The organism is Nonomuraea sp. NPDC051941 (assembly GCF_044593615.1).
Genome location: NZ_JBIUCF010000066.1, coordinates 28,400 through 41,447, shown reverse-complemented (window position 1 = coordinate 41,447; position 13,048 = coordinate 28,400). Strand labels below are relative to the sequence as shown.

Sequence of the window (13,048 nt, the reverse complement as noted above, 5' to 3'; positions counted from 1 at the left end):
TCCTTCATGTTCAAGACTTCTTGCTGCCGGTGCGCTTGCTGCGGGACTGGCGGCTTGGCTGCTGCCTGACGATCTTAGGCTCCGGCGGGGGCGGAGGCGCCTGCTCTTCGGGCGTGGTCTTGCGAAGCTTGGCGAACAGGCCGGGCTTGACCTCGATGGGGACCGCGTTGCCCTTGGCGTCGAACTGCGGCATCGGGTGCCGGCTGTAGAACCAGTGCTGCTGGCCCAGGGTCCAGAGGTTGGTGGTGACCCAGTAGAGGATCAGGCCCAGGGGGAAGTTCAGGCTGAAGAAGGCGAACAGCGGCGAGATGTACATCAGGATCTTCTGCTGCTGCGCCATGGGGTTGTCCGGCATCTGGGCCATCGAGCGGGTGACGCTCTGCCGGACGGTGAGGAAGGTGGTGAGCGAGCTGATCGCGACGAAGCAACCGATGATGATCTTCTCGCTGACCTGGGCGGCCTCGAAGAACGTGGCGGGAAGCGGGGCGCCCAGGATGAGGGCATGCTTGGCGCTGTCGACCAGCTCCTGCGTCATCCCGAACTTCGGCTGGTCCGCCGCGATCGCCCGCAGCACGGTGAACATCGAGATGAAGATCGGGAATTGGGCCACGACAGGGAGACAGCCGCCGAGGGGGTTGGCGCCCGCACCTTGATACAGCGCCATGACCTCCTGGTTCATGCGCTGCTTGTCGTTCTTGTAGCGCTTGCGGAGGTCCTGGACCTTCGGCGCCAGCTCCTGCATCTTTCGCGACGAGCGCATCTGCTTGAGGAAGAGCGGGAAGATCAGGATCCGCATGCAGATGGTCAGCGTGATGATGGTGAGCGCCCAGGTCAAGCCGCTGTTCGGGTCGAGCACCGTGCTGTATGCCTGGTGGATCCAGGTAATGACTTGGGCGACGGCTGTGTACAGCCAGTTGAGCCAGGACAGCTCCACCGAGCTATCTCCCTTGCGTTTCGTGGGACCGGACCGGGCGTGGGGGCACCGGGTCTATACCTCCGGGATGGAATGGGTGGCACCGCCCGATGCGCCGGACAGTCAGCCAAATGCCGCGCAACGCTCCGTGCGTGGCGATCGCCTCGAGTCCATACGCGCTGCAGGACGGGTAGAAACGGCAGCGTGGACCCAGCATCGGGCTGATGAACGCCCGGTAGAACCGGATCGGGATGATCAGCGCCCGAGCGGCGAGGCTCGGCGTCACCCCTTGCGGCTGCTCCGTCATTTTTGTCCACCCGTCGAGGACTCGCGCCGCCTGAGCAAACGTTCCAGTGCGGAGTCGAGCTCGGCGGCCAGAAGCTCGAATCGCGCGGACGCGGCCGGTGGATTGGCGCGTACCACCAGCAGGCTACCTCGCGGCAGCCGGTCGAGACGGTCCCGCATCAGGTGTCGGAGCCGTCGCTTGACCTTGTTCCGGGTCACGGCGCCGCCTACGGCCTTGCTCACCACGAAACCCACTCGAGGGGACTCTTCCCCCGAAGTGGCGAAATGCACCACCAGAGTCGGACGACCAGCGCGCCTACCGCGCCTGACCGCCGCCTCGAACTCTTCCCCGCGCTGCATGCGGGAGTGACGGGACAGCACCGTATACGCCTAACGCCCGCCGGCATGACGCACCGACGGGCCATATACGCGCGGAACGATCAGGCCGACAGCTTCTCGCGGCCCTTGCGGCGGCGAGCGGCGAGGATGGCGCGACCGGCCCGGGTGCGCATCCGCAGCCGGAAGCCGTGGGTCTTCGCGCGGCGACGGTTGTTCGGCTGGAAAGTACGCTTGCTCACGGGTGGGCTCCAGGCTTGAAGGTGCGCCACAAGGGCGCTGTACACACATGGATGGCCTGCCAGGGAAGCGAGGGCACGCGAAATAGCCGTCGCGTGACAAGCCGACCGTCGTACGTTACGGGGGAAGCACCCCTCAGGTCAAACTGGACGGGTTATCCACCTTTCCACAGGCGACTTTTCCACCGCCGCCCCGGCGTCCACAGTATGTGCACCCAGGTGCCACTAGGCTGTGGACAATGCCTTGAACACAGCTGTGCACATAGATACTGTCGGCCCTTTCGAACCTGCTAAAGGGCTGTGCACAACCTGTGGATCTCCTGTGGAGGGCCTGGGCACGAAGCCCGGCCGCCACGTTGTGGACGAACGGGCCGCCGATCACCGCGGGCGGCCGCGCATGTGGATAAACGATCGCGGGGGGCCGCGAGAGGAAGGAGGGGGAGCCGCACCATGAACGGTGTCGACCTCGGCACGGTATGGGCGAGGGCCCTGAGCAACTTCCTCAACGAGAACGTGCCGATCCAGCAGCGTACGTGGCTTGGGATGGTGCGCCCGATCGCGCTGGCGAACGACACGATCGTGCTCGGCGTCCCCAACGACTTCCTCAAGGACCTCATCGAGGGCAAACTGCGCCCGCTCGTGGCGCACGCGCTGTCACAGGAGCTCGGCCGGACCATGCGGCTGGCCGTGATGATCGACACCACGGCGCCGGAGCCGCCGACGGTCGACTCTCATCAACAGCCTGTGACTCAGGGTTATCCCCAGAATGTGGAGAGTCAGCCGCTCTATCCACAGCCCGCGCCATCGCAGCACCAGCAGGCTTCGGAGCCTCCGCAGTTCTATTCTCCACAGCCTGAGCCGCCCCAGATATCCACCGAATATCCACAGCCGGGCTTCTCTTTTGAACAGGCGAAGCCGTACACACCGCCTGTGGAAAAGGAGCCGGAGCCGGCGCCGAACCGGTGGGAAGCGAAGAGCAACAAGCCCAGCGAACCGGCCAGGCTCAATCAGAAGTACACATTCGAGACATTCGTCATCGGGGCCAGCAACCGGTTCGCCCACGCGGCGGCCGTGGCGGTCGCCGAATCCCCCGCGAAGGCGTACAACCCGCTCTTCATCTACGGAGACTCGGGGCTGGGGAAGACGCACCTGCTGCACGCGATCGGGCACTATGCACAGAGCCTGTACGACGGCGCGCGGGTCAGGTACGTGAGCTCCGAGGAGTTCACCAACGACTTCATCAACAGCATCCGCGACCACAAGGCCGACGGCTTTCGCGGACGCTACCGGGCGATCGACATCCTGCTTGTGGACGACATCCAGTTCCTGGAGGGCAAGGAGCAGACCCAGGAGGAGTTCTTCCACACCTTCAACACCCTCCACAACGCCAACAAGCAGATCGTCATCTCCAGCGACCGCGCGCCGAAGCAGCTGACCACGCTGGAGGACCGGCTGCGCAACCGGTTCGAGTGGGGCCTGATCACCGACGTCCAGCCGCCGGAGCTGGAGACCCGGATCGCGATCCTCAGGAAGAAGGCCATCCAGGAGGGCCTGGCCGCGCCGCCCGAGGTGCTGGAGTACATCGCCAGCCGCATCTCCACCAACATCCGCGAGCTCGAGGGCGCCCTGATCAGGGTCACCGCGTTCGCCAGCCTCAACCGGCAGGGTGTGGACCTGCAGCTCGCCGAGGTGGTGCTCAAGGATCTGATCACCTCGGAGTCCGACACCGAGATCACCATCGCGGCGATCATGACCGAGACCGCCAACTACTTCGGCATCAGCATCGACGACCTGTGCGGCACCTCACGCAGCCGGGCGCTCGTCAACGCCCGGCAGATCGCCATGTATCTGGCCCGCGAGCTGACCGAGCTGTCGCTGCCCAAAATCGGCCAGCAGTTCGGCCGCGACCACACCACGGTCATGCACGCCGAGCGGAAGATCCGCTCGCTCATCGCCGAGCGCCGGTCGATGTACAACCAGGTCAACGAGCTGACTTTGCGTATCAAGCGGACATCCCGCGGAGCCTGAACTTCATGCACAGCCTGTGGAAAACACTGTGGATCTGCGGAAACGCCGAAACCCGCCGGCTCTTCGCCACACAATGCCCGAAAAAATCCCCCACAGGGCCTGGGGACAAGGTTGGGGACACCCTGGGGAGAACCTGGGGACTACTCGTGGATAACGTGTGGACGTCCTGTGAACAGGCGATCTGGGACTCCAGCCGCGTCCCTTTTACCCCGTGGACAACTTGTGGAAACCTCGTGGATAACCCGTGGATGAAGGCACCAAGATCTGGGGACAGCCTGTGTGCACAGACTCGTCATCCCCAGGCGCGCAAGTTCTCCCCAGGCGTCACCCACACCCCCAGTGGATGAAAACAGGGCTGCTGAGCAGCTAGAACGCCGGTTGTCCACAGTTTCCACAGCCCCTAGTGTGATGACCTCTTATCTCTCTAACAAAGAAACTCAAGACCCATAGAGGGGTTCTCCCGGAGCTCAGGTGCGGGAGAGTGAACACTTGAATCAACGACGAACCCAGGAGGCCGATCACCGTGATGTTCCGAATCGAGCGAGACGTTCTCGCTGAGGCGGTGGCATGGACGGCACGCAGCCTCCCGGCGCGCCCGTCGGTGCCCGTGCTCGCAGGCATGCGTCTGGAGGTCACCGAGGGACAGCAGCTGAAGCTGTCCGGCTTCGACTACGAGGTCTCCGCCGAGGTGACGCTCGAACTCCAGACCGGTGAGGCCGGCGTCGTGCTGGTCTCGGGCAAGCTGCTCGCCGAGATCACCCGCGCACTTCCTGCACAGCCTGTGGACTTCGTGGTGGACGGCGCCAAGGCGGTCGTCACCTGCGGCAGCGCTCGATTCACACTGCTGACCATGCCTGTGGAGGACTACCCGTCCCTCCCGGCCATGCCGCCGGCCGCCGGCCGGGTGGGCAGCGACGTGTTCGCCTCCGCCGTCGGCCAGGTCGCCGTCGCCGCCGGTAGGGACGACACCCTGCCGATGCTCACCGGCGTGCGGATGGAGATCGAGGGCGACACCGTGACCCTCGCCGCGACCGACCGCTACCGGCTCGCCGTACGCGAGCTGAAGTGGCAGCCGGGCCAGCCCGACTTCGCCGCCATCGCCATGATCCCGGGCAAGACCCTCGCCGACACGGCCAAGGCGCTCGGCACGACCGGCGCGGAGGTGGAGATCGCGCTCAGCTCCGCCGGCGGCACCGGCGAAGGCATGATCGGCTTCTCCAGCGCCGGACGGCGGACCACCACGCGGCTGCTCGACCCCGAGTTCCCCAAGTACCGGTCGCTGCTGCCCACGGAGTTCTCCGCCCGCGCGGACTTGTCCACAGGGCCGTTCGTGGAGGCGGTCAAGCGCGTCGCCCTGGTCGCCGAGCGCAACACCCCGGTGCGGCTGGCGTTCAAGAGCGGCGAGGTCGTGCTCGAGGCGGGCAGCGGCGACGAGGCGCAGGCCGTCGAGGCCCTGCCTGTGGATTACGAGGGCGAGGAGATGAACATCGCCTTCAACCACCAGTTCCTGCTCGAGGGACTGGGGGCCATCGACTCGGATGTTGCGCGACTTCAGATGACCACGTCGACGAAGCCCGCTATCCTCACCGGTGGCAAGCCTGTGGATGACGGAGCCGCTACGGACTACCGTTACCTGATCATGCCCATCCGCCTGTCAGGCTGATCCTGTCATCGGGGATGATGGAAGTCTGACAAGGGGGTAGGACAACATGCAGATCGGCATGGTCGGACTGGGCAAAATGGGCGGCAACATGGCCGAACGCCTGCGCCGCGGAGGTCACGACGTCGTCGGCTACGACCGCGATCCCGCGATCAGCGACGTGGGCAGCCTCAAGGAGCTGGTCGAACGCCTGCAGAAGCCGCGGGCGATCTGGGTCATGGTCCCCGCCGGCAAGCCCACCCAGGCGACGATCGACGATCTCGGCGAGCTGCTCGACCCCGGTGACATCGTCGTCGACGGCGGAAACTCGCACTATGTGGACGACCAGAAGCACGCCGCCGAGCTGGCCGAGAAGGGCATCGGCTTCGTCGACTGCGGCGTGAGCGGCGGCGTCTGGGGCCTCAAGAACGGCTACGCGCTCATGTGCGGCGGCGACCAGGCCAACGTCGACCGGCTCATGCCGATCTTCGAGACGCTCAAGCCCGAGGGCGAGGACGGCTTCGTGCACGCGGGCGAGGTCGGCGCCGGGCACTTCGCGAAGATGGTCCACAACGGCATCGAGTACGGCATGATGCAGGCGTTCGCGGAGGGCTGGGAGCTGCTCGAGGCCTCCGACGTCGTCAAGGACGTCAAGGGCTCGTTCAAGAGCTGGCGCACCGGCACCGTGATCCGCTCCTGGCTGCTCGACCTGATGGTCCGGGCGCTGGACGACGACGAGCACCTCGAGCAGCTCCGAGGTTATGCACAGGACTCCGGGGAGGGCCGGTGGACGGTGCAGGCGGCTGTGGACCACGCGGTTCCGCTGCCGGTCATCACCGCCTCGCTGTACGCCAGGTTCGCCTCGCGGCAGGACGACTCGCCCGCGATGAAGGTGGTCGCGGCGCTGCGCAACCAGTTCGGCGGCCACGCGACCACCTCCGCGGAGGGCAGCACCGAAAAGGGGGCCGACTCCCCCGGCGCCGACGTGATCCCGCCGCGCGAGACCGAGCGTCGGTGACCACAGGCATCCCCGAGGCGCACTAACCTCGTGGGGTGCATGTCGCCCACCTCTCGCTGACCGACTTCAGGTCGTACGCGTCCGTGGAGCTCGGCCTGGAGCCGGGCGTCACGGCGTTCGTGGGGCCCAACGGCCAGGGCAAGACCAACCTGGTCGAGGCCCTCGGCTACGTCGCGACGCACTCCAGTCACCGGGTGTCGAGCGACGCGCCGCTGGTGCGCAAGGGCGCCACGCGGGCGATCGTGCGCTGCGCCGTCCACAGGGATGACCGCCGGGCGCTGGTCGAGCTGGAGCTCAACCCGGGGCGGGCCAACCGCGCCAGGCTCAACCGCTCCCCCGTGTCCAGGGCCCGCGACGTCGTCGGCCTGCTGCGTACGGTGCTGTTCGCCCCCGAGGACCTCTCGCTGTCCAAGGGCGACCCGGCCGAGCGGCGCCGATTCCTCGACGACCTCCTGGTGGCCAGGACGCCCAGGTTCGCCGGCGTCCGGGCCGACTACGACCGGGTGCTCAAGCAGCGCGGCGCGCTCCTGCGTACGGCCGCGCAGGCCCGCAGGGGCAGCAGGAGCGCCCGACGGGCCGAGAGCGACAGCGGGTTCACCGCGGCCGGCGCGGGCGACGTGCTGAGCACTCTGGAGGTGTGGGACGCCCACCTCGCCAGGCACGGCGCAGAGCTCCTTGGGGCCCGGCTGGAGCTCGTCGAGGCGCTGCGCCCGCTGGTGGCCGGCGCCTACTCCGCGCTCGCTCCCGGGAGCGACCCCGCGACGCTGGCCTACCGCAGCACGTTGTCCACAGGTGGGGATACGGATGAGGGTGTCTCGGAGGACGAAGCCGCCGGTGAGCGGGGATCTTTCGATACACAGACGTTATCCACAGACTTGGGGAAAACCCTTGAAGAACGGCTGCGGGAGCGGCTATTGGAGGTCCGCTCAGCGGAGCTCGAGCGCGGCGTCACGCTCGTCGGACCCCACCGCGACGACCTGATCCTCGGCCTGGGCGACCTGCCCGCCCGGGGCTACGCCAGCCATGGCGAGTCCTGGTCGTTCGCGCTGGCGCTGCGGCTGGCGGCGTACGACCTGCTGCGGGCCGACGGCGGCGATCCCGTGCTGATCCTCGACGACGTGTTCGCCGAGCTCGACAGCCAGCGCAGGCGGCGGCTGGCCGAGATCGTCGCGCCGGCCGAGCAGGTGCTCATCACCGCCGCCGTGCCGGACGACGTGCCCGCGGAGCTGGTGGGAGGCCGGTTCGACGTCGCAGAAGGGAGCGTGACCCGTGTCCGCTGACGACAACCCCGCGGCCAGGGGAGCCGCGATGGCCAGGGAGAAGCTCGCCCAGGCCAAGGCCGACGCGGCCAAGCGCGGCCAGCTTCCCCGGCGCGAGCCCAGGCGCAAGGCGGCGGGGCCGCGCAGGGAGGGCGGCGATCCACAGCTTTTCGGACGTGCCATTGCCGACCTCCTGGCCGACCGCGGCTGGGAGCGCTCGGCGGCGGTCGGCGGGGTGTTCGGGCGCTGGATCGACATCGTGGGTCCTGACCTGGCCGCCCACACCAAGCCCGAGTCGTTCGAGGACGGCGAGGTGCTGATCGCGGCCGACTCCACGGCCTGGGCGACGCAGGTGCGGCTGCTCGCGCGCACCCTCGTCCGCCGGCTCAACGAGGAGCTCGGCGACGGCACCGTCACAAAGGTCAAGGTCAGAGGCCCGCAGAACGGTCCCCGGCCGTCCGGAGGGTTGCGGGTGACCGGAAGCCGGGGCCCTGGCGACACCTACGGATAGCCTCGATCAGCGGTTTTCCGCAGCAGGCACTTTTGCTGCTCCGGTTGGGCCCCAGGGGCGATCAGAAAGCCACAGACGCGATAAGCCCCCTTTCCGAAGGGGGGATGCTTACCAGGGGGCAAAACGAGCTAGGAGCCATCACAGGCGCGTTCCTTGCCACCTTCGGCCGCCGGACCCGGTAGACTGAAGACGGATTCCGGACACGTCCGCTTGCGTGTCACCCCGGCGGTAAGCCGACTTCCCTTGGGTGACCGCGCATCGGGGCACTCACGACGGTGACGGGCACGGTAGGGGCAGCTTTCGCAGGTCGATGGCCTCCCCCGCCGCGTGTCCGCGGCAGGAGGATTTCGCAGTTGTCCTACGACGCTAGCTCTATCACCGTACTCGAGGGGCTTGAGGCGGTTCGCAAGCGCCCGGGTATGTATATCGGCTCCACCGGTGAGCGTGGCCTGCACCACCTCGTCTACGAGATTGTGGACAACTCGGTGGACGAGGCCCTCGCCGGTTACTGCTCCCGGATCGACGTCACGCTCTTGCCCGACAACGGCGTACGCGTGGTCGACAACGGCCGTGGCATCCCCACAGGCTTCATGGAGAAGGAGAACCGCTCGGCGGTCGAGGTCGTGCTGACCACGCTCCACGCGGGCGGCAAGTTCGACAGCCAGTCCTACGCGGTCTCCGGCGGCCTCCACGGCGTCGGCTCGGCCGTCGTCAACGCGCTGTCCACCGCCATGGACGTCGAGGTCAAGCAGAACGGCCACTACTGGCGCCAGCGCTACGAGATGTCCAAGCCTCTCGCGCCGCTGGCCAAGGGCGAGGGGACCGACGAGACCGGCACCACGATCACGTTCTGGCCCGACCCCGACATCTTCGAGACCACCGCCTGGAACTACGAGACGTTCTCGCGCCGCTTCCAGGAGACGGCCTTCCTCAACAAGGGCCTGACGATCACGCTCACCGACGAGCGCCCCGACCACATCAACGGCGAGGTCCACACCGTCACCTACTGCTACGAGGGCGGTCTGACCGACTTCGTCCAGCACCTCAACACCAAGAAGGAGCCGGCGCACGCGTCGATCATCTCCTTCGAGGAGGAGGGCGACGGCATCGCGGTCGAGATCGCCATGCAGTGGAACAACTCCTACTCCGAGTCGGTCTACACCTTCGCCAACATGATCAACACCGCGGAGGGCGGCACCCACGAGGAGGGCTTCCGCGCGGCGCTGACGACGATCGTCAACCGCTACGCGCGCGAGCAGAAGTTCCTCAAGGAGGGCAAGGACGACAACCTCTCCGGCGAGGACGTCCGCGAGGGCCTGACCGCGATCATCTCGGTCAAGCTGGCCGAGCCGCAGTTCGAGGGCCAGACCAAGGCCAAGCTGGGCAACACCGAGGCCAAGTCGTTCGTGCAGAAGGCCTGCAACGACCACCTGCGCGACTGGTTCGAGCGCAACCCCGGCGAGGCCAAGGACATCATCAACAAGTCGCTGCAGGCCTCGCGCGCCCGCATGGCCGCCCGCCAGGCCCGCGACCTGACCAGGCGCAAGTCGCTGCTCGAGTCGGGCAGCGGCCTGCCGGGCAAGCTGGCCGACTGCCAGTGGAACGACCCGGAGAAGTGCGAGCTGTTCATCGTCGAGGGTGACTCGGCCGGCGGCTCGGCCAAGGGTGGCCGCGACTCGCGCTTCCAGGCGATCCTGCCCATCCGCGGCAAGATCCTCAACGTCGAGAAGGCGCGGATCGACAAGGTCCTGAAGAACAACGAGGTCCAGGCGCTGATCACCGCCCTGGGCACCGGTGTGCACGACGAGTTCGACATCGCCAAGCTGCGCTACCACAAGGTCATCCTCATGGCCGACGCCGACGTCGACGGCCAGCACATCAACACGCTGCTGCTGACGCTGCTGTTCCGGTTCATGAGGCCGCTGATCGAGGCCGGCCACGTCTACCTGTCGTGCCCGCCGCTCTACAAGATCAAGTGGGACCGCAAGGGCGAGGACGCCTCGTACGCGTACTCCGACGCCGAGCGCGACGCGGTCATCGCCGAAGGGATCGCCAACGGCAAGGCCGACCCGCGGCCGCGGGACAACGTACAGCGCTTCAAGGGTCTCGGCGAGATGAACGCGGGCCAGCTCTGGGAGACCACGATGAACCCGGAGACCCGGCTGCTGCGCCTGGTCACGCTCGACGACGCGGCGCAGGCCGACGACCTGTTCAGCGTGCTCATGGGCGAGGACGTGGAAGCCCGGCGCGACTTCATCATCCGTAACGCGCGCGACGTCCGCTTCCTCGACGTTTAGTTAGAAAAGGGATCATCACCTGTGACGGACGTGAACACCACTCCCCCGGCTGAGCGCATCGAGCCTGTGGACATCCAGTCCGAGATGCAGCGCAGTTACATGGACTACGCGATGTCGGTCATCGTGTCCAGGGCGCTGCCGGACGTCCGCGACGGTCTCAAGCCAGTGCACCGGCGAGTGCTCTACGCGATGTACGACGGTGGCTACCGTCCCGACCGCGGCTACTTCAAGTGTGCCCGCGTCGTCGGTGACGTGATGGGCACCTACCATCCCCACGGCGACACCTCGATCTACGACGCGCTGGTGCGACTGGCGCAGCCGTGGTCGCTGCGATACCCGCTGGTCGACGGGCAGGGCAACTTCGGCTCGCCGGGCAACGACCCGGCGGCGGCGATGCGCTACACCGAGTGCAAGCTCGCGCCCATCGCCATGGAGATGCTGCGCGACATCGACAAGGACACCGTCGACTTCCGCCCCAACTACGACGGCAAGTCGCAGGAGCCCGACGTCCTGCCGGCGCGCTTCCCGCAGCTCCTGGTCAACGGCTCGGGCGGCATCGCCGTCGGCATGGCCACCAACATCCCGCCGCACAACCTGCGCGAGGTCGCCTCGGCGGTCAAGTGGGCCCTGGAGAACCCCGAGGCCGGCGACGAGGAGCTGCTCGAAGCGTCGATCAGGCTGGTCAAGGGGCCCGACTTCCCCACCAAGGCGCTGATCGTCGGGCGGCGGGGCATCGAGGACGCCTACCGCACCGGGCGCGGCTCGATCACCATGCGGGCCGTGGTCGAGGTCGAGGAGGACAAGGGGCGGCAGGCGCTCGTCGTCACGGAGCTGCCGTACCAGGTCAACCCCGACAACCTCGCTCTCAAGATCGCCGAGCTGGTGCGCGAGGGCAAGCTGACCGGCATCGCCGACGTACGCGACGAGAGCTCTTCCCGGGTCGGGCAGCGCCTGGTGATCGTGCTCAAGCGCGACGCGGTCGCCAAGGTCGTGCTCAACAACCTGTACAAGCACACCCAGCTCCAGGACACCTTCGGCGCCAACATGCTGGCCCTGGTCGACGGGGTGCCGCGCACGCTGCGGCTCGACCAGTTCATCCGGCACTACGTCGCGCACCAGATCGAGGTCATCGTCCGCCGGACGCGCTACCTCCTGCGCAAGGCCGAGGAGCGCGCCCACATCCTGCGCGGCCTCCTGAAGGCCCTTGAGCGGCTCGACGACGTCATCGCCCTCATCCGGGCCTCGGAGTCCGCCTCGCACGCCCAGCAGGGCCTCATGGCGCTGCTGGAGATCGACGAGGTGCAGGCGCAGGCCATCCTCGACATGCAGCTGCGCAAGCTGGCCGCCCTGGAGCGGCAGGCCATCCAGGACGAGTACGACTCCCTGATGACGCAGATCGCCGAGTACAACGCGATCCTGGCCAGCGAGGCCCGCCAGCGGGAGATCATCAACGAGGAGCTCGCCGAGATCGTCGGCCGCTACGGCGACGACCGGCAGACCGAGATCATCGCCTACGACGGCGACATGTCGATCGAGGACCTCATCGCCGAGGACGAGATCGTCGTCACGATCACCCGGGGCGGCTACGCCAAGCGCACGCGTACCGACCTCTACCGGGCGCAGAAGCGCGGTGGCAAGGGCGTGCGCGGCGCCCAGCTGCGCCAGGACGACATCGTCGACCACTTCTTCGTCACCACGACGCATCACTGGTTGCTGTTCTTCACGAACAAGGGCCGGGTGTACCGGGTCAAGGCGTACGAGCTGCCCGACGCCGGACGTGACGCGCGTGGCATGCATCTCGCGAACCTTTTGGCGATGCAGCCCGACGAAACAGTTATGGAGGTTCTCGACCTACGCGACTACGACGTCGCCCCCTACCTCGTGCTCGCCACCCGCAGCGGGCTGGTCAAGAAGACCCGCCTGTCCGAGTACGACTCCCCCAGGTCCGGTGGCCTGATCGCGATCAACCTGCGGGATGACGACGAGGTCATCGGAGCTCGCCTGGTCTCCGAGCAGGACGACCTGCTGCTGGTCTCCAAGGGAGCCCAGTCGATCAGGTTCACGGCTTCCGACGAGGCGCTGCGGCCCATGGGCCGCGCGACCAGCGGTGTGATCGGCATGAGGTTCCTCGACGGCGACGAACTTCTCGCCATGAATCGACTCGCCGACGGTCAAGATGTGCTTATCGCCACGGAGGGTGGGTACGCAAAACGGACGCCAGTGGAGCAGTATCCAGTTCAAGGACGTGGCGGTAGGGGCGTGCTTACTGCGAAAATCGTGTCTTCCCGTGGCAAGCTGGTCGGTGCCGTCATGGTCAACCCAGAGGACGAGGTCTTCGCGATCACGTTCGCCGGCGGGGTGATCCGGACGAGTGCCGGTGAGATCAAGCAGTCCGGCCGCCAGACCATGGGAGTGCGATTGATGAATCTCGCCGAAGGAGACAGCGTGGTGGCCCTCGCCCGGAACGCGGAGTCGATGGAGACTTCGGTGGAAACTGAGGAAGACGGGGGAGGAGAGTAGTTC

At 67.0% G+C, this 13,048-nt stretch carries 11 protein-coding genes; 7 read left to right on the top strand and 4 right to left on the bottom strand.

The annotated features are described in order from the left end of the window. Positions 1-10 precede the first annotated feature (10 nt). The 4 genes from yidC to rpmH form a co-directional block, all read right to left on the bottom strand. A complete protein-coding gene (gene yidC / locus ACIHFD_RS60020; protein WP_363978790.1) occupies positions 11-934 on the bottom strand; it encodes a membrane protein insertase YidC in 924 nt (307 codons plus the stop codon). 4 nt (positions 935-938) lie between these two features. Further along, entirely contained in the window at positions 939-1,220 is a 282-nt protein-coding gene (yidD, locus tag ACIHFD_RS60015) for a membrane protein insertion efficiency factor YidD (protein ID WP_319718238.1), read from the bottom strand. Next, positions 1,217-1,558 (bottom strand): ribonuclease P protein component, encoded by a 342-nt coding sequence (rnpA, locus tag ACIHFD_RS60010; RefSeq protein WP_397374601.1) that lies wholly within the window; start codon positions 1,556-1,558, stop codon positions 1,217-1,219. Before rnpA ends, yidD begins: the two co-directional genes overlap by 4 nt. An 80-nt stretch (positions 1,559-1,638) precedes the next feature. Continuing rightward, entirely contained in the window at positions 1,639-1,776 is a 138-nt protein-coding gene (gene rpmH, locus ACIHFD_RS60005; RefSeq protein WP_043614899.1) for a 50S ribosomal protein L34, read from the bottom strand. A gap of 447 nt (positions 1,777-2,223) precedes the next feature. Between rpmH and dnaA the strand changes: the two genes are divergently transcribed. The 7 genes from dnaA (at position 2,224) to gyrA (ending at position 13,045) form a co-directional block, all read left to right on the top strand. Beyond that, positions 2,224-3,801: a chromosomal replication initiator protein DnaA gene (gene dnaA, locus ACIHFD_RS60000; protein ID WP_397374586.1), complete on the top strand. Its 1,578-nt coding sequence runs from the start codon at positions 2,224-2,226 to the stop codon at positions 3,799-3,801. A gap of 523 nt (positions 3,802-4,324) precedes the next feature. Next, positions 4,325-5,464, top strand: a complete 1,140-nt coding sequence (gene dnaN, locus ACIHFD_RS59995; RefSeq protein ID WP_355192871.1) for a DNA polymerase III subunit beta — start codon at positions 4,325-4,327, stop codon at positions 5,462-5,464. Between the two features lie 46 nt (positions 5,465-5,510). Further along, positions 5,511-6,458: a phosphogluconate dehydrogenase (NAD(+)-dependent, decarboxylating) gene (gene gnd / locus ACIHFD_RS59990; RefSeq protein ID WP_363978782.1), complete on the top strand. Its 948-nt coding sequence runs from the start codon at positions 5,511-5,513 to the stop codon at positions 6,456-6,458. A 35-nt stretch (positions 6,459-6,493) separates the two neighbouring features. Then, positions 6,494-7,738: a DNA replication/repair protein RecF gene (gene recF / locus ACIHFD_RS59985; RefSeq protein WP_397374585.1), complete on the top strand. Its 1,245-nt coding sequence runs from the start codon at positions 6,494-6,496 to the stop codon at positions 7,736-7,738. Next, positions 7,728-8,228, top strand: coding sequence for a DciA family protein (locus ACIHFD_RS59980; protein ID WP_350724236.1), 501 nt, complete (start codon positions 7,728-7,730; stop codon positions 8,226-8,228). Before recF ends, ACIHFD_RS59980 begins: the two co-directional genes overlap by 11 nt. 353 nt (positions 8,229-8,581) lie before the next feature. Continuing rightward, a complete protein-coding gene (gene gyrB, locus ACIHFD_RS59975; protein WP_397374584.1) occupies positions 8,582-10,525 on the top strand; it encodes a DNA topoisomerase (ATP-hydrolyzing) subunit B in 1,944 nt (647 codons plus the stop codon). Positions 10,526-10,546: 21 nt separating this feature from the next. Next, a complete protein-coding gene (gene gyrA, locus ACIHFD_RS59970; protein ID WP_397374583.1) occupies positions 10,547-13,045 on the top strand; it encodes a DNA gyrase subunit A in 2,499 nt (832 codons plus the stop codon). Positions 13,046-13,048 lie beyond the last annotated feature (3 nt).